This window comes from Exiguobacterium sp. s28 (genome assembly GCF_018618135.1).
GTDB lineage: Bacteria > Bacillota > Bacilli > Exiguobacteriales > Exiguobacteriaceae > Exiguobacterium > Exiguobacterium mexicanum_A.
On record NZ_JACSLL010000003.1, the window covers coordinates 210,177 to 227,529 of the forward strand.

The 17,353-nt window shown below is 54.4% G+C and carries 20 protein-coding genes and 1 riboswitch; of the genes, 4 read left to right on the forward strand and 16 right to left on the reverse strand.

Going from position 1 to position 17,353, the window contains the following annotated elements; genetic code table 11:
- Window positions 1-7 precede the first annotated feature (7 nt).
- Window positions 8-847, forward strand: a complete 840-nt coding sequence (kynA, locus tag KNP78_RS05485; protein WP_214753495.1) for a tryptophan 2,3-dioxygenase — start codon at window positions 8-10, stop codon at window positions 845-847.
- 14 nt (window positions 848-861) lie between these two features.
- Window positions 862-1,485, forward strand: coding sequence for an arylformamidase (gene kynB / locus KNP78_RS05490; protein WP_214796539.1), 624 nt, complete (start codon window positions 862-864; stop codon window positions 1,483-1,485).
- A 30-nt stretch (window positions 1,486-1,515) separates the two neighbouring features.
- On the opposite strand, the gene KNP78_RS05495 is transcribed toward kynB, so the two are convergent.
- Complete coding sequence (locus KNP78_RS05495; protein WP_034779583.1) at window positions 1,516-2,385, reverse strand: MurR/RpiR family transcriptional regulator; 870 nt, start codon at window positions 2,383-2,385, stop codon at window positions 1,516-1,518.
- A gap of 203 nt (window positions 2,386-2,588) precedes the next feature.
- On the opposite strand from KNP78_RS05495, the gene KNP78_RS05500 reads away from it, so the two are divergent.
- Window positions 2,589-3,986 carry a 6-phospho-beta-glucosidase gene (locus tag KNP78_RS05500; protein ID WP_034779585.1) on the forward strand — a complete coding sequence of 466 codons (1,398 nt, stop codon included), beginning with the start codon at window positions 2,589-2,591 and terminating at the stop codon, window positions 3,984-3,986.
- 38 nt (window positions 3,987-4,024) lie between these two features.
- On the opposite strand, the gene rbsB is transcribed toward KNP78_RS05500, so the two are convergent.
- From rbsB to KNP78_RS05535, 7 genes are all read right to left on the reverse strand, one after another.
- Window positions 4,025-4,936 carry a ribose ABC transporter substrate-binding protein RbsB gene (gene rbsB / locus KNP78_RS05505; protein WP_214753485.1) on the reverse strand — a complete coding sequence of 304 codons (912 nt, stop codon included), beginning with the start codon at window positions 4,934-4,936 and terminating at the stop codon, window positions 4,025-4,027.
- Between the two features lie 22 nt (window positions 4,937-4,958).
- A complete protein-coding gene (locus tag KNP78_RS05510) occupies window positions 4,959-5,924 on the reverse strand; it encodes an ABC transporter permease subunit (protein WP_034779589.1) in 966 nt (321 codons plus the stop codon).
- A 1-nt stretch (window position 5,925) separates the two neighbouring features.
- Window positions 5,926-7,404, reverse strand: a complete 1,479-nt coding sequence (locus KNP78_RS05515; protein WP_214753483.1) for a sugar ABC transporter ATP-binding protein — start codon at window positions 7,402-7,404, stop codon at window positions 5,926-5,928.
- A gap of 11 nt (window positions 7,405-7,415) precedes the next feature.
- Window positions 7,416-7,805, reverse strand: a complete 390-nt coding sequence (gene rbsD / locus KNP78_RS05520; RefSeq protein WP_214823400.1) for a D-ribose pyranase — start codon at window positions 7,803-7,805, stop codon at window positions 7,416-7,418.
- A complete protein-coding gene (gene rbsK / locus KNP78_RS05525) occupies window positions 7,805-8,689 on the reverse strand; it encodes a ribokinase (RefSeq protein WP_214823401.1) in 885 nt (294 codons plus the stop codon). The genes rbsD and rbsK overlap by 1 nt, the downstream gene beginning before the upstream one ends.
- Window positions 8,686-9,669: a LacI family DNA-binding transcriptional regulator gene (locus KNP78_RS05530; RefSeq protein ID WP_214823402.1), complete on the reverse strand. Its 984-nt coding sequence runs from the start codon at window positions 9,667-9,669 to the stop codon at window positions 8,686-8,688. The genes rbsK and KNP78_RS05530 overlap by 4 nt, the downstream gene beginning before the upstream one ends.
- 101 nt (window positions 9,670-9,770) lie before the next feature.
- Window positions 9,771-10,322: a GNAT family N-acetyltransferase gene (locus KNP78_RS05535; protein ID WP_214823403.1), complete on the reverse strand. Its 552-nt coding sequence runs from the start codon at window positions 10,320-10,322 to the stop codon at window positions 9,771-9,773.
- Window positions 10,323-10,389: 67 nt separating this feature from the next.
- Between KNP78_RS05535 and KNP78_RS05540 the strand changes: the two genes are divergently transcribed.
- A complete protein-coding gene (locus tag KNP78_RS05540; RefSeq protein WP_214823404.1) occupies window positions 10,390-10,836 on the forward strand; it encodes a DUF4385 domain-containing protein in 447 nt (148 codons plus the stop codon).
- Here the strand turns inward: KNP78_RS05540 and KNP78_RS05545 are convergent, their stop codons facing one another.
- The 8 genes from KNP78_RS05545 to tenA all read right to left on the reverse strand — a co-directional run bounded on the left by KNP78_RS05545 (window position 10,837) and on the right by tenA (window position 17,117).
- Window positions 10,837-11,274, reverse strand: coding sequence for a GNAT family N-acetyltransferase (locus tag KNP78_RS05545; protein WP_052090194.1), 438 nt, complete (start codon window positions 11,272-11,274; stop codon window positions 10,837-10,839). It abuts the gene before it with no gap.
- An 87-nt stretch (window positions 11,275-11,361) separates the two neighbouring features.
- Window positions 11,362-11,811, reverse strand: coding sequence for an OsmC family protein (locus KNP78_RS05550; RefSeq protein WP_021065934.1), 450 nt, complete (start codon window positions 11,809-11,811; stop codon window positions 11,362-11,364).
- A 45-nt stretch (window positions 11,812-11,856) separates the two neighbouring features.
- On the reverse strand, window positions 11,857-13,422 hold the full coding sequence (locus tag KNP78_RS05555; RefSeq protein WP_214823405.1) for a diguanylate cyclase domain-containing protein: 1,566 nt from the start codon (window positions 13,420-13,422) through the stop codon (window positions 11,857-11,859).
- A gap of 133 nt (window positions 13,423-13,555) precedes the next feature.
- On the reverse strand, window positions 13,556-14,188 hold the full coding sequence (locus KNP78_RS05560; protein ID WP_034779608.1) for an SDR family oxidoreductase: 633 nt from the start codon (window positions 14,186-14,188) through the stop codon (window positions 13,556-13,558).
- Between the two features lie 23 nt (window positions 14,189-14,211).
- The gene (gene thiE, locus KNP78_RS05565) at window positions 14,212-14,850 is read right to left on the reverse strand and encodes a thiamine phosphate synthase (protein WP_214823406.1); all 639 of its coding nucleotides are present in this window, start codon (window positions 14,848-14,850) and stop codon (window positions 14,212-14,214) included.
- Complete coding sequence (thiD, locus tag KNP78_RS05570) at window positions 14,822-15,658, reverse strand: bifunctional hydroxymethylpyrimidine kinase/phosphomethylpyrimidine kinase (protein ID WP_214753467.1); 837 nt, start codon at window positions 15,656-15,658, stop codon at window positions 14,822-14,824. Before thiD ends, thiE begins: the two co-directional genes overlap by 29 nt.
- A complete protein-coding gene (gene thiM, locus KNP78_RS05575; RefSeq protein ID WP_214823407.1) occupies window positions 15,658-16,446 on the reverse strand; it encodes a hydroxyethylthiazole kinase in 789 nt (262 codons plus the stop codon). Before thiM ends, thiD begins: the two co-directional genes overlap by 1 nt.
- Entirely contained in the window at window positions 16,443-17,117 is a 675-nt protein-coding gene (tenA, locus tag KNP78_RS05580) for a thiaminase II (RefSeq protein WP_214823408.1), read from the reverse strand. The genes thiM and tenA overlap by 4 nt, the downstream gene beginning before the upstream one ends.
- A gap of 81 nt (window positions 17,118-17,198) precedes the next feature.
- Window positions 17,199-17,303, reverse strand: a riboswitch (TPP riboswitch).
- Between the last annotated feature and the right edge of the window lie 50 nt (window positions 17,304-17,353).

The window sequence follows — 17,353 nt, forward strand, 5'->3', positions numbered from 1 at the left end:
AAACAATATGAGTGAACGGATTGAACACAAAGTCGAGCAATCGATTCAGACAGACTTTTCGAAAGACATGTCGTACGGTGACTATTTGCAACTCGACCCGATTTTATCGAGTCAGCACCGCTTATCGGACCATCATGACGAGATGCTGTTCATCATCATCCATCAGACGAGTGAGCTGTGGATGAAATTGATTTTGCATGAACTGACGGCGGCCGTGACCGCCATCGAGACGGGAGAGCTCGAGCGTTCGTTCAAGATGCTCGCCCGTGTCTCGAAGATTCAACAACAGCTCATCCAGTCGTGGAGCGTCCTCGCGACGTTGACTCCGGCCGAGTATTTGGAGTTCCGCGACAAACTCGGTTCGTCTTCTGGCTTCCAATCGTACCAGAACCGCCAAATCGAGTTCGCCCTCGGCTTTAAGAACGCGCGCACTCTCAGTGTGTACGCCCATGATGAGAAGCTATATCCGCTTCTCGAGTCGTCGCTACAGGCACCGAGCATCTATGACATGACCGTTCGCGAAATGCACCGCCGTGGCCTTGCCATCGATGACGCCGTGCTCAACCGGGACGTCACGAAAGACTGGGAATGGAACGAGAGCGTCGAAGCGGCTTGGGCCGATGTGTACCGGGACGTGGACAAGTATTGGGACTTGTATGAGCTCGGTGAGAAACTGCTCGATATCGGCAGCCAGCAGCAGATGTGGCGCTTCAACCATATGAGCACCGTCGAACGGATTATCGGTCAAAAGATGGGGACGGGTGGATCGTCAGGCGTCAATTACTTGCGCCGCGTCCTCGACCACCGTTTCTTCCCTGAACTTTGGACCGTCCGCACAAAACTGTGAGGAGGACGAACACGATGACATGGATTGATGTTTCGCAACCGCTTGAAGACACGATCACGACATGGCCGGGCGACACGGCATTCTGTTACGAGATCGCTTGGCCGATGGCCGCCAGCGGTTCGGTCAACGTCGGGAAAGTGACGATGAGCCTGCATACCGGGACGCATATCGATGCCCCGTTCCATTTCGACGACGCCGGACAGCGCGTCATCGACCTTGATCCCGGGCTCTATATCGGTCCGGCCCGAGTCATTCATCTCCCTGCCCGCGAACGGATCGAAGCGACGGACTTGGACGGCTTTGACTTGACCGGCGTCGAACGGTTGATTCTCAAGACGGACGGCTGGCCGAACAAGCAGGAGTTCCCGAGCCACATCCCTGAACTCACGCCGTCACTTGCCGATCGTCTCGGCGAACTTGGGATTTACTTGATCGGTCTCGATTTGCCGTCAGTCGACGCAATCGACAGTAAAGAGATGGCGGCGCATCATGCACTCGCCCGGAACGGGGTCCACATTCTCGAAGGTCTCGTCCTCGACCATATCGCCCCTGGTGATTACGAATTGAACGCCGTGCCGCTCCCGATTGTCAAAGGAGACGGCAGTCCGGTGCGCGCGCTCTTGCGTTCGCTCGATTGAACAAACACCCCTTCGCTCGAAGGGGTGTTTTCAGTCTTCCTGCATGACCTCACTCGAACTTTTACGATGGTCGAACCGTTTCGAGATTTGCACTTTGTAAGCCATGTTCGCCTCATAGTCTGTCGAGAACACACCAGCGTACAACAAGTCGAGCAGGCAATGAATCGAATCGTTCGTCGTGAAGCTCCCGATTTTCGAATAGAGGCGCTCACGGGTCGTCAAACGGAGCGTACAATCCGCCTGGTTCGAGATGGCATTCTCCCCTAGACTCGTCAAGGCGAGCACCGGCACACGTTGTTTTTTTAAGTAAGGAATAAGTCCGACCGTATAATCACTTTCTCCCGTATAGGAGATCAGGAGCGCACATGTCGTTTCGTCCGAGTTGGCCGCCTCGAATTCGGCATCGAATTCACAGAGGCTGACTTGTTTGCCGATCCGGTTCATCTTTGACTTGAAGTCGTGACAAAGCAACAAATTATGGATGACAGAAAAGACCTTGATATGGCGCGCTTCACTCAACATCGTTACGGCCTGCTCGTATGCCTCATGATCGAGCAACGACAGCGTGTCCTCGATCGTCATCTGTTTGAGGGCCGCCAGCTTGTTCGCCACAACCATCAAGTTATCCTTAGCCGAGAATGGCTCATTGGCATCGATATCCGAGAAGTGACGATTCAAATACTCGATTTCCTCCAAAAACTGTTCCTTCAACTCGAGCCAACCCGCAAACTCCAGTTTCGTGGCGATGCGACTTAACATCGATGGGTGCGTATACGTCGCCTCGGCGATTTGTTTCATCGTCTTGTCGTGGATCCGCTCCCGCTCGACGAACAAATAGTCGATGACGGCCCGTTCTGATTTAGAGAACAGGTCTTGCTTCATTTTCTCGGTCAATAGCATGTCCGGTCTCCTCTCGTGAATTGAATTCACAAAAATAAATGTCTATATGTTTCTTTTTGTAAACGCTTTCGGAGTTATCTTCAAATCTATTGTGTTCATTTTTCTATATTTTATACTGAATGAGAAATGAGAAGATACATTCAGCGCTGATATTCATTTACACATCTGAGACTATTTTGTGAACATATGAGGAGGAGATTGGAATGACAACGGGAATCAAGCTCGTCACCATCGGGGGCGGCAGCAGCTACACACCAGAATTGATGGAAGGGTTCATCAAGCGTTACGAAGAGTTACCGATTCGTGAGATTTGGCTCGTCGATATCGAGGCCGGGAAAGACAAACTCGACATCGTCGGACAGATGGCGCAACGGATGTGGGACGCTTCTCCGTATGACGTTAAAGTGCATCTGACGCTCGACCGTCGAGAAGCGTTACAAGACGCCGACTTTGTCACGACACAGTTCCGTGTCGGTTTGCTCGACGCTCGCATCAAAGACGAACGGATTCCGCTCTCGTACGGTATGGTCGGCCAAGAGACGAACGGGGCCGGCGGTATCTTGAAGGCGTTCCGTACCATTCCTGTCATCCTCGATATCGTCGAAGACATGAAACAGCTCTGTCCGGACGCCTGGCTCGTCAATTTCACGAACCCGAGCGGAATGGTGACCGACGCGGTCATCCGTTACGGCAAATGGGACAAAGTTATCGGACTGTGCAACGTGCCGGTCAATGCGATGATGGCTGAACCGGAACTGATCGGCAAGAAGCCAGAGGACTTGATCTATTCGTTCGCCGGGTTGAACCATTTCCACTGGCACCGCGTCCACGACGTGAGCGGACAAGACGTGACACGTGACATCATCGACAAGATGTACGACGGCGATTCGGGGATTCCCGCCAACATTCACGACATGCCGTTCTTCCAAGAACAACTGCAACAGATGAACATGATCCCTTGCGGCTATCACCGGTATTACTATCGTGCCGAGGAAATGCTCGCCCACATGCTCGAGGAATATCGGGACCCGGCCGTCGGCACGCGGGCCGAGCAAGTGAAGCAGACGGAAGCGGAGCTATTCGAGCTGTACAAAGACCCGAACCTCGACCATAAACCGGAGCAACTATCTAAACGCGGTGGCGCCCACTATTCGGATGCGGCGTGTGAGACAATCGCCTCGATTTACGCCAATAAGAACACACACATCGTCGTCTCGACGAAGAACAACGGGGCCGTCCCTGACCTCGCTCCAGACGATGTCGTCGAAGTGTCCGCCTATATCGGCGCGACCGGTGCGAAACCAATCGCGTTCGGCGCGCTCGCCCCGGCTGAAAAAGGATGGCTCCAAGTTATGAAGAACATGGAGCTGTGCGTCGAAGAAGCGGCCGTGACCGGTGACTACGGGCTCGCCCTTCAAGCGTTCATCATCAATCCGCTTATCCCGAGCGGCGAGACTGCGAAACGAGTGCTTGATGAACTGCTCATCGCCCATAAAGATTACTTGCCTCAGTTCGCCGATAAAATCGCCGAACTCGAAGCGAGCGGCGTCACGATCAAAGACGAAGTCGTTCAAGCGCTCCGCCCGATTCAACAAGCATAAAAACAGCCGACGCACCTCGAATGCGTCGGCTGTACTCATTATTTGATCAATTCGAGGTCGACCGGGATGTTCTCTTCCACTGTCTCCCCTTTTAAGTAGTTCACAGCAGCTTCGACACCGAGCTTTCCGATTTCGGTCGGTTTTTGCGCGACCGTCGCAGCCATCGTGCCTTCTTCGACCGCCTTGACCGCATCGTCCGTCGCATCAAAGCCGATGACTTTGACGTCTTTCAATCCTGCACTGCTTAACGCCTGCACCGCACCGAGCGCCATCTCATCGTTATGAGCGAATACGGCGACGATGTCTTTGTTGTCTTGGAGGATGTTTTCCATGACCGTCAACCCTTGGGCCCGGTCAAAATTAGCCGACTGTTTGGCAACGACGTCAAGTTTTCCGTCAATCGCTTCGTTGAACCCTTGACCACGGTCACGCGTGGCTGACGCTCCTGGAATCCCTTCGAGCTCGACGACTTTCCCGCCTTCACCGACGAGTTCGACCATATATTCACCTGCGAGCTTCCCACCAGCGACGTTATCTGACGCTACGTGCGCGACCACGTCGCCTGACTCGGCGTTACGGTCGACTGTGATGACCGGGATTCCGGCATCGTTCGCACTTTGAACGGCCGCGCCGACTGCTTCTGAATCCGTTGGGTTGATGAGAATCAAGTCCATCCCTTTTTGAATCATGTCTTCGACGTCACTCACTTGTTTGGCCGCATCGTTTTGCGCATCGGCAACTGTAAGTGTCGCATCGAGTTCAGTTGCTTGCTCTTCCGCACCGTCTTTCAACGCGACGAAGAACGGGTTGTTTAGTGTGGAAATCGAGAGCCCGATTTTGAAGTCCCCGTCTTTTGTCTCTTGCTCCGAACTTGTCCCCGGTTGTTCCGTCGAACAAGCCGCCATGACGACCATTGTCAATACGAGTAGCCAAGCTGTCCATTTTTTCATCTTCCGTTTCCCCTTTCGATGTTTACGCGTTTTGTTTTCGATCGAGCAATACCGCGAACAAAATCACGGCCCCTTTGACGACGAGTTGGAAAAATGACGAGACGCCAAGAAGGTTCAAGCCGTTGTTCAACGTTCCGATAATGAGCGCCCCGATGAGCGTCCCGACAATCCAGCCACGTCCTCCGGCAAGACTCGTTCCCCCGAGAACGACGGCCGCGATGGCGTCAAGTTCATACGACGTCCCGGCCGTCGGTTGGGCCGAGTTGAGACGCGATGTTAAAATGATGCCGGCGAGTGCCGCTAACGTACCCGACAACGAGTAAATCAAGACTTTGACTTTATTGACCCCGATGCCCATCAGTTTGGCAGCTTCCTCGTTGCCGCCAATCGCGTACGTGTGACGACCGAACGTCGTCTTTTTCAAAATGAAGTACAACACACCGAAAGCAATCAACATCGTCACGGCTGGCACTGGGATGATCCAGAAGTAACCGCGTCCGAGCATCTCGAACCATGTAGAGTCGCCTAGACCGGTAATCGGACGACCGTCCGTATAGACGAGCGTCAACCCCCGGTAAATCGTCATCGTCGCCAATGTCGCGATGAACGGCGCGACTTTTCCGTACGTGATGACGGCACCGTTGAACGCACCGAGCACAGCTCCGGCAATTAATCCGAGCGCGATCGCCATGACCGCATGTTGCCCATCGACCATCATGCCCGCAACGAAAGCTGACGAGAGCGCCAGAATCGAACCGACCGACAAGTCGATGCCGCCTGTCAAAATGACGAACGTCATCCCGAACGCGATCAACGCATTGATCGAGACTTGGCGTAATACGTTAAAGATGTTGTTCAATGAGAGAAAACCTGGCTCGAGCGCCGTCACCACAACGATGATGGCGAGCAGACCGAACAACGGCCCAAGTTTTTGCCCCCAACCGAGCTTTTGCGGTCGCCCTAATGCAGTCGCTGCTTTCAATTCCATATCATTGTCCTCCTGTCGCATATGTCATGACTTTTTCTTGCGTCGCCTCGTCTTTCGTTAACGTCCCCGTGACGACGCCTTCTCGCATGACGACAATCCGATCACTCATCCCGAGCACTTCGGGTAAATCGGATGAGACCATGATGATGGCGACACCCGATTCGGCCAGCTCACTCATGATCGTATAGATCTCTTTCTTCGCCCCGACATCAACGCCTCGTGTCGGCTCGTCAAGAATGAGCACGTCGGGCTCGGCGCCGAGCCATTTCCCAAGGACGACTTTTTGTTGGTTCCCGCCCGAGAGCGACTTCACTTTTTGTTCCATCGAATGGTGCTTGACGCGCAGTTTTTTCAAATAACCGTCCGCGAACTGCTCCTCTGCTTGGCGTGAGATGATCGTTCCTTTCGCCCGTTTATCGAGCGTCGGCAACGACAGATTTTCGCGCAATGAGAAATCGAGGAGCAACCCCTCGCCTTTTCGGTCTTCCGTCAAGAAGGCGATGCCGTGTCGAATGGCATCGACCGGCTGTTTGATTCGGATTTCGGTGCCCTTCAATTTGACGACTCCGCCCTTGGCCCGGTCGGCCCCGAACAAGGCGCGCATCACTTCGGTGCGTCCGGCTCCCATGAGTCCCGAGAAACCGACGATTTCACCGGCCCGAACATCGAACGAGACATTGTGGAACCGGTTACCTATCAATCCATCGACTTCAAGGACGACGTCTCCGATGGTCGCGTTGCGATCCGGATACCGTTCGCCAATCTCACGTCCGACCATTTCTTTCACGATTTCTTCAAACGACGTCTCGGCGATGCGGTGTGTCCCGATCGATACGCCGTCGCGGAGGACGGTGATGCGGTCGCATAGTTCAAAAATCTCTTCCATCCGGTGCGAGATATAAATGATGGATACGCCTTGGTCACGCAGCGCCCGCGAAACCGAGAATAGCGCCCGAATCTCTCGGTCGGTCAAGGCGGCGGTCGGTTCGTCCATGACGATGACTTTCGCATCCGTCATGAGCGCCTTCGCGATCTCGATCATCTGTTGTTGTCCGACAGATAATTGTTTGGCAAGCTGATCGACTTCCATGAACACGTTCAGTTCCGCTAAGTACTCGCGTGCCCGTCGCTTCATCTCTTGCTGCTTGATGACACCGAATGGACCGGTCAATTCCCGTCCGAGAAACAAGTTTTCCATCACGGTCAGCTCCGGTAGTATGTTCAGCTCTTGATGGATGAACGCGATGCCAGCGCGCTCGGCTTCTTTTGGATGTTTGAACTGCCGGACGGCCCCATCGATGACGACTTCGCCTTCATCGAGCGGATGAAGCCCGGTCATGACCTTCATGAGTGTCGATTTACCGGCCCCGTTTTCTCCCATCAATGCATGAATTTCGCCAGGTAACAATTCGAAGTCGACGCCTTTCAATACACTGACCGGACCGAACGACTTATGGATGCGCTTCAACTGGATGTGCATCGAACCCCTCCTTAAAAGATGACACCGGCATGTAAAATGACGTTCGCATACGGAGTCGCTTCGCCTGTCCGAATAACGACTTTCGCTTGTTCGACCTCACGCTTGAACACCTCGTGCGAGCACGTCTTCACCGTATCGAACCGTTCGGTCAACGCTTTGGCGATCGGTTCGTTCTCCGTGAACACCTCATCGGCTACGGTGATTTGTTCGATGACCATGTCCGCCTCAACGGCATCTAATACATCGAGGAACGACGGTTCACCAAGACGAAGCGCCAAATCGACTCGCGCCACGCCGTTTGGAATCGGTAGTCCACAGTCCGCGATGACAACCGTGTCCGTATGACCCAAGTCGGCAAAGATTTTCGTCAAATGGCTATTCAAAATCCCATGTTTCTTCATCACACTCGCTCCAATCGTTTCATGACGTCATCTCGGTTCGGCATGCCGCCTTGGGCCCCGAACCCTTCCACGCTCAATCCTGAAGCGACAACGGCGAAGCGTACCGCTTCACGTAACTCGCTTCCTTCCATCAGGGCGGCTGCGAGGGCGCCGTTGAACGTATCCCCTGCCCCCGTCGTATCGACGACATCGGCTTGAATGGCTGGAACGTGCTGAATCGTCTCGCCATCAAAGAAGCGGACGCCGTTGACCCCTTCGGTCACAATCAGTTTGTTCGGATAGCGACGCAATACGTCTTCAAGCGAGACATCGCCGAACAAGTCACGGCACTCATGCTCGTTCGGTGTCACGTATGTCACGTTCGCAAGCAAGGTCTCCGTGAGCACTTGTGACGGCGCTGGGTTCAGTAGAACCGGGATGTTGCGGGATCGACAGTACGCACTCACTTGTTCCACCGTCGCGATCGGGATTTCGAGCTGGAGCAAGACGAACGTTTCTTCATCGAGCAATTGTTCGAGCTCTGTTTCTGTAAAACGCACGTGTTTGTTTGCCGACTGGACGACGACGATTGAGTTATCCCCTTCGGCGAGCACGATGTGCGCCGTCCCGGTCACTTCATTGTCGATAGTTCGTAAGTGAGATGTCCCGACTCCGTTTAGGTCAAAGTTTTGTCGGATGCGTTGGCCGAACTCATCGGACCCGATACAACCGACCATCTCGACTCGTCCTCCGAGTCGGGCGGCAGCCACCGCTTGGTTGGCCCCTTTTCCGCCGGGTACCGTTTGGAACGTCTGTCCGATGACGGTCTCTCCTGCCTGTGGACGTTTATCTGTCGTGACAACTAAATCCATCGATACACTCCCGATGACCACAATTCGGCTCATGTGTCATGCCCCTTTCGTTTCGTCGTCTGTCGTTCCGTCAACGTGACGGGTAACAAGATTTCTTTTGTCATCGTCTCTTTCTTTTCAATCAAATCAAGGAGTCGCTCGGTCGCACGGCGACCCATCTCATAAATCGGTTGCGCGATCGTCGTGAGCGGCGGCGATGTCATCTCACCGAGCTCGATCCCATCGTAGCCGATGATTTGCAAGTCTTCCGGCACACGCACGTTTCGACGCAATGCTTCCTGCAACACGGCGGCGGCAATGACGTCATTGGCGGCGAACACCCCATCGAACGGCCAATGTTCGTCAAACAGGATCTGTGCCGCCGTGAGCGCTTCTTTGAACGCGAAGCTAGAATGCGTCATCCCGACGAGCCGGTCGCCCGCGACATCAAGAAAGCCGTCGGTCCGCCGTTTCACCGTTTGAAGATTCTCTGGACCCCCGATATGGGCCAGCCTCGTCGCACCACAGCTCAACAGCGTCTCCGCCGCCAGGCGACCGCCTTCATACCCATCCGAAATGACGGCATCGATCCCGGATTTGACGATGCGGTCGAGTGCGACCATCGGCAGTTCTAATTTTTCATAATTCGGATTGTCCGAATGGTTCGTCGTGATGATCAGTCCGTCGACATGCATCGTCTGGAGCGCGACCAAATATGTCTGTTCTTTCGCCAGTTGTTCGTCTGTGTTGCACAGGACGACTTGATAGCCATGTTGATTCGCCACATCTTCGATCGCTCGGGCCAGCTGTGGGAAGAACGGGTTCGTGATATCCGGCATAATCAAGCCGATCAAACCCGATGTTTTTGTGAATAAAGAACGAGCGACTCGGTTCGGCGCGTAGTCGAGTTCGGCGATGGCACGTTCGACGGCTTCCCGCGCCTCTGCGCTCACATAACCGTTGTTGTTCATGACACGGGACACGGTCGCGACAGAAACGTTCGCCCGTTTGGCCACTTGTTTGATTGTCGCCATCTCGGCCCCTCCTTCTTTGATAACGCTTACAAAACCATCATAATGTGTAACCGGTTACATATCAAGTGTTAATTTTCCGGCATCCAAAAACGCCCGGCTCATCATTGAGCCCGGCGTTCCTCATACTCGTCTTTCGTCACGACGTAAATGAGGCTCTGCACAGTGCGCCCATCTAAGCGCGTCAACTGCTGAGACGTCGTGAACGCGTACGTGAAGCCTGTCTTTTCGACGACGCGGCGCGACTGGTCGTTGAAGTCGAAATGACCGCACCAGATGCGTTCGAGTCCGAGGTCGTCAAAACCGTGCCGCATCACTTCATGGACGGCTTCCGGGATGTACCCTTGCCCCCAACGGTCCGGGCTGAGGACATACCCGATCTCGCGCTGCCGGTCATGCTGAATCTCAGGGTCCGGTCGGCGGTCGTGCAACCCGAGGCTGCCGATCACCTCACCTGTCTTTTTCAGTGTGATGGCCCAGACGTCTTGGTCTTGCTGGAACAGCCGGATGACGTCACGCGTCTCCTCGACCGATTGGTGCGGCGCCCAGCCTGCTTTCGGTCCGACCCGCTCGTCTTTCGCATAGTGAAACATCTGTTCAGCGTCCTCGAGCTGAAACGCCCGCAACCGGAGCCGGTCTGTATCAAGTTGAATCATCTTGTTCTTCCTTTCTGTCGTTTCCCTCGGATTCGTTCCGGGAATGAATCCATGAGGAGGGATCACGATGCCATTTGATTATGATTTAGATTTTGAAACGATTGATTTCCGCGAACACCCCGAGCTGTATCGAGTCGGACGCGGCGAGCAAGGCGTCCTGCTCGTCGAACCGTATAAAAGTGAGATTCTCCCCCATTGGCGCTTCAAGTCGCCTGACATCGCCAAACAGTCCGCCGATGAAATCATGGAGCTATTCAAAAAATACCGGGCCAACGATGATTTCGTCGGAATGGATATGGCCCGCAAATTCATCCAGATGGGCTATACCCGGGCGAGACGTTACGCCAACTATAAAGGTGGACGAAAATATAAGGACGACGGCGATCTCCACGACCGACAAATCGACGAGGAGAAAGCGGAATCGGCCCGCATCTTCAAAGAGCGATGGGACCAGCTTCGGGCGGACGAGGACTATTTGAAGCGAAAGAAAGCCCATCAGAAACAGTACGGCTGATTATCGGGTCATGACGAGAAAACGGGTCGCCCCTTTTTCAAACGAAGTGACCTGTCGAAACCCGAGCTGCTCATAGAGATGGATGGCCCGCTCATTGAACGCGGCCACCGTCAACCGGAGCGGTTTGCCTTCGTGCGCCGCTTCTTGCATCACCAACCGGACGAACGTACGCCCGTGTCCCCGGCCCGTTCGATCCGGATGCATGCCGAGCCCGAGGTCGACGCATGTGTCATCGTAGACGTATGTATCGTTCGGCACTTGTGCGTACGTGCCGAGACAATAGAAACCGATCAACGCCTCGTCATGGACGGCCTGATACGCCATCAGTTCATCCAGCCCTTCCGCTGAAGCTTCTTGGTTATAGAAATCATACGGTGCCTCGTACGTCCACGCTTGAATCGCGCGGGCGTCTTGCTGTGTCATCGGGCGAATATCCATGACAACCTCCTTTCTCACGTCTCTTTTTGTTCGTGCTCGTCGGCAAACATTCCTGTCTACATCAAAAAAGGATGGGTCGCCCCATCCTCACTTCCGTGTCCACGTCGCCGTGATGTCGACGTCGGCCGCATGCATTAAATTGTGGATTGGACAACGAGCCTCAACGCCTTTTTGGAGCGCCGCAATCCGTTCATCCGATTCGGTCGTATCGAGGACGATGTTGACGTGTACTTTCTCAAAATACGTCCGTACTCCTTCAACGCCTTGGAAGCCGCGCGGGTCGAGCGTTCCTTCGGTCACGAACGTCACCCCGTCATAGTTGAAATCTTGGTCTTGCGCCACGTAGGCAATCATGATTGTCGTACACGACGACAACGCCCCGAGCAAATATTCGAGCGGGTTCGGACCGGCGTCCGTCCCGCCGAGACGTTCCGGTTCATCGACGACGAACGGTTCGAGGTCACGCACATGCACCGTCGTCTTCACACTCGTCGCTTCCCCTTCGGCTCGCATCGTCACTAACGGTTTTTCAGTCATATTGTCTCCTCCTCTATCAAATTGCCATCTTCATTCTCGTTCCCGTTATTTCGGTCCATGTAACACTTCGTCATAAATCGCATAGTCGTTTTTACCGTGTTGCTTGATTTGATACATCGCCTGATCAGCTTTATGAATGAGCGTGTCCAAGTCCGCCCCTTGATCCGGTGCGACACTGACCCCGATGCTCGCTCGAATCGGAATCGTCTCCCGTCCGAGCCGGAACGGCCGCTCCGTCAGCAGCAACTGCAAGCGCTCGACGAACGCAACGATGTCATCTGCATCGACGTTCGGCACATACATATAGAACTCATCCCCACCGACGCGCGAGGCTAGTCCCGCTTCCGGCGTCGCCATCTCAAGCAACTCACCGAGATGAATGAGAAAATCATCGCCGACTTGGTGGCCGTACGTGTCGTTGATTCCTTTAAAGCCGTCGAGGTCGATGACGACAAGCGCGACCGTGTCCGCTTGCAGTAATGCCTGGTCGGCCTGCTCATAAAACGCCCGACGGTTCGCGAGTTTCGTGAGCGGGTCATGATAGGCGAAGAAGCGAATCGACTGTTCGGCTTCTTTGAACGAATGGACGTCTCGAATCAAAATCATGCCGTGTATTTTTTGATCGATATAGACGAAATCACCATCGATGACGACGTACCGTTCTTGTCCTGATTTTGTCTGAATCTTCGTCTCGAACTCGAGAAACTTTTTTTGCGCATGGAAATGTTGGTCGTAATGCGCACTCCATTCGTCCCGCTTTTTCTCGGGCAACAAATCGACAAAACGTTCATTGACGACACGGACCGTATGAAACAATGTGCGCGCGGCCGGATTCGCACTCTCAATCTGTCCCTGATCATCGACGAGCAGAATCGCCGACGGGTTCAAGTTATAGAGCGTGCCATACCGTTTGACGTAAGACGCTAGGAAATCAAGTCGATTCATCGCGACGACGAGCGCGACCGCCCAGACAAGTCCACCGTACATATACGCGTAAGGCGGCATGATTCCGCGGAGCTGGACGTATCCGAAGACGATGTCCCAGACAAGAACGGCGACGGCCGTCCAAATGAGCATGCGCAGCACCCGTTGATGCTCGAAGCGCTCGGACCGCTTAAGGGCATACATCAATAATAGGATCACAAGAAAATGAAACACGTTACCGACGGTCATCGTCGTCAAATAAGACGCGTTGAACTCAGGATAAATCCAGACACCGACTTGGTCGAACCGCTGACTGTTCAAGATGTTCTCTTGACGGATGAACGTCAAGGCGACCGGGACGAGCGGCAAATAAATGGCATACGGATAAATCCATCTCGGTAACTTCGCCCCGACGCCCGTCACTTTGACAATGAAGTGGACCGAACAGACGAAAATCAAAATTCCGGCGTTACCGAACCAATACGTCACGAAGGCCGGACTCGCTTCGATCGGGGACAAATGACGCCCGAACTCGGCCAAGAACAGCATCGCATAACCGAACACGAACAGACTGAGCAACCGATGCTCGACTTGGCGCGGGTTGCGGAGCAATACGTCAAGAGCGAGGTGACTCAATAGAAAAGCCGGAAGCAAGTAAACGGCCATATAGAGAAATAATGCGGTCATGGATAGACCCCTTTCTTCTAACAAATCCATCTCTTACTTTCTCTATCGGTCGAAGCGATTCCTTTGTCGAGTTCACGGACACATCCATACAAAAAGCGAGCGGAACCAAGTCCGCTCGCTGTCGTCATCTCGTTTATAATGTGTCCTCAATCGCCGTGTCACCTTTGACGAGGTCAATCGCTTGATTGTGGGCTGCGTCATGACCAATGAGATGTGCCAAGAAGGCCGCCACGTCTGCACGCGGAATCTCACCCGTCGATACGTCGCCCGTCTTCACTTTGCCGGTACCGGCGTCATCTGTGAGAGCGCCCGGACGGACGATCGTATACGTAAGCCCACTCTCCTCGAGCAGACGATCCGCATGGTGCTTCGCCACATAATATGGTTTCATCTCTTCCGGCCATGCCGAACGATCTTCTGCTTTCAATGCGCTCACCATGACGAACTGTTTCACATTCCCGTTCTTGGCAGCCTCAATGCTTTTCGCCGCGCCGTCAAGGTCGATCAGGAGCGTCTTGTCGGCTCCGGTGCTACCACCTGAACCGGCTGCGAAGACGACCACGTCCATGCCAGACATTGCTTGTTCAAGTGACGAGACGTCACCTTCGAGGTCGCCTAGGACGGCCTGATAGCCTTTTGATGTGAAGTCATCGAGTTGCTCTTGTTTTCGAACCATCGCCGTGACTTGGTGTTTCCCTTCCTCGTGCAATCGTTCCACGAGCTGTTTTCCAATCTGTCCATTCGCGCCTATTACAAATACGTTCATCTGTCTTCCTCCTCGATTTGAATTCAGAGACAAGCGAAACGCCGTGTGGCTATGGCCACATCCGGTGCAGAAGCGATGGCTGAGATGACGGCGACGCCGTCCGCCCCATCTTGCCGAATCATCGGGACATGTTCCGGTAAAATGCCGCCAATCCCCACGATTGGCAGCTCTCGGTACATGGCTCGGACTTGGCGGATGAGTGTCGTCCCGTTCACTGCCCCGGCATCTTCTTTCGAAGTCGTCGGGTAAATTGGGCCAATACCTACATAATCCGCATGCTCGATGGCTGCTGCCACTTCTTCGAGCGTGTGGACCGAGACACCGAGCCACTTATCTGGACCAATCCGCTCCCGAACGATTGCGGCCTCGGCATCGTCCTGTCCGATATGCACGCCGTCCGCATCAATGCGCTCTGCTAGTTCGACGTCATCATTGATGATGAACGGAACATCGTATGAGCGGCAGAGTGTTTGCAACGCTCTCGCCATCGCTTCTTTTTTATCCCCATACAGTGCCTCTTTACCTTTTTCACGAAATTGAAAACATGTCACGCCACATTGAAGTGCCGTTTCCACCGTCTGGAGCATGTCTTCCGCGTTCGCGGTTCCGCAAATAAAGTAGAGCCGCAACTGTTCAGCGAGTGCCCGCCTTGATGGATTCAATCGTCACACCCTCCTCTCCATACGCCACATATGCCCAATGGTTCGTCGGTCCGTGTCCGGCGCCGATCTCGAGGCCATGGGTGATGGCGCTTTGAATGAACCGCTTCGCCGTCACCGCCGCCTCCATGATAGAACGACCTTTGGCAAGTTCCGCTGTAAGCGCCGCCGAAAATGTACAACCGGTACCGTGCGTATCGCTCGTCTGGATGCGCGGGGCCGAGAGAAGGAACACTTCCGACTCCATCATGATCAAGTCTTCGGCAGTTTCACCTTCGAGATGGCCGCCTTTTAAAATAACCGCGCGCACGCCGTACGCTAACATCCGCCGAGCCGCCTCGAGACGATCATTAAACGATCGAATCGTCAACCCGGTCAGCACTTCCGCTTCCGGCACGTTCGGCGTGACGACTGTCGCGAGTGGCAACAAGGAGGTCTTGAGCGCATCGACCGCCGTGTCCTGTAAAAGCGGGGCCCCTCCTTTCGCAATCATGACCGGGTCGACGACGAGTCGGTTGAAGACATGACGTTTCACCCCGGTAGCGACTGCCTCGATGCGCGCCGCATCAAATAACATCCCGGTCTTACATGCTGCGATCGAAAAGTCCGAACCGATTGCATCGAGTTGTTGCGTGATGAGTTCCGGCGACACCGCTTCGACCCCATGCACCCCGCGCGTATTTTGAGCGGTGACGGCCGTCAGAACGCTCGTCCCGAACACCTCTAGCTCTTGAAACGTCTTCAAATCGGCTTGGATTCCTGCTCCCCCGCCAGAGTCCGAACCGGCAATCGTCAATACTTGCGGCCGCATCATGATACCACCTCAATGCGGTCGCTCGGCAACTCGACGGCTGTCATCTTGCCGAGTTCATTCAAGAAATGAACAGGGAAGTCGCCCGGTCCATCCGCCAAAGCGGTAGCCAGTTCGCCGCACCGGGCATATCCGGCGAGCGCTGTCGCCGTGGCCGTCAACGCGTCGGATTCGACCGCGAGAAATGCACCGACGACCGCACTGAGTAAGCAGCCGGTCCCTGTCGTCCGGGTCATTGCTGCGGTGCCGCCTTTGATTTCAATCGTCACATCCCCGTCGCTGACGACATCCGTCTCGCCGGTCACGGCAACGACACAGGTGTAGCGTCGTGCCGCCGCGCGTGCGATGTGATTCAAATCAACCCGCGTTTCCCCGGCGTCCACGCCGCGCGTCGTCGCGTCGAGACCAATCAATGTCGCAATTTCTCCGGCATTCCCACGGATAACCGTCACGCGGACTTTTTGTAGAATCGATTCGGAGACATCGCGCCGGAACGAGGTCGCCCCGACCCCGACCGGATCAAAGACGACCGGCCGACCTGCTTGATTCGCCGCCTGCCCGGCTCGAATCATCGTACGTTCCGTCGTCGCATCGAGTGTGCCAATATTGAGTACGAGCGCATCGCTTAAAGACGCCATCTCGGCCACTTCTTCGACGGCTGACGCCATCACCGGCGCAGCCCCGATGGCGAGCAACCCGTTCGCTGAAAAGTTGGCGACGACGATATTCGTAATGTTATGGATGAGTGGCCGTTCAGCTCTAACTTTGTCCCATAAGTCGCGCTTCATCGTGTCACCCCCGCCGGTAAATCCCACGACTCGAGCGTCCACGCCATTTCCCAAAACGCATGCTCATAATAACAACTCTTCAAGAACAGCTGTTGATACCGGAACCTTTCTTCCGCTGTCGCTTGTCCGGCGAGTACATCGAGTCGTTCGATCTGTTCTTCGACGAGATCGCGGAACCATTCCGAACCATACGTCGCAATCCACGTCGCATAAATCGGATGATCGGGTGTCGCATCTTTCAATCGTTCCCCAATCTCATAATAGACCCAGTAGCACGGCAAAATCGACGCGAGCACGTCGCCGAGCGTCGGACCGGCCTGTTGCATATGGAGCGCATAGGCGTAAGCCGTTGGAGCAGGCTCAAACGTTGCCCACTGTGCCTCCGTCACGTCGAGCAAGGTGAAAAACTCACGGTGCAACGCATGCTCTGCTTCGATGGTATGGAGCGCGTGCGTCAAAAAGCGGCTCGCTACTTCCATGTTCGGGGCGAGTGTCGCCCCTTTCGCCTGCACTTTGGAGAACTGGTTCAAATAGTATGAATCTTGCATGACGTAATGCCTAAATTTCGCCTCGTCGAGTTCACCCGTTCCGAGCTCGCGGACGAACGGATGGTCAAAGCTGGCTTGAAACAAGGCATCTGCCTCTTGTCGAAGATGTGCGGTGAATGTCATTCATGTCTCCTCCTTTGTTATAAAAAAGACGCCGCCTCCCATAACGGAAGCGGCGTCGGATTTACACAAAGTATACGAGAACAATCGGTTCGCCCACTTCCCTACGCTAGCGTGAACTAGATCAGGTTCAAAGGGTCTGGACCTCGTCCATCTCAGCCGCGTCACGCGACTCCCCTAGTGGTAAACATTATGAAATTCGGTCGTCTACGACCACATCATATCAGTCTTTATCTTTG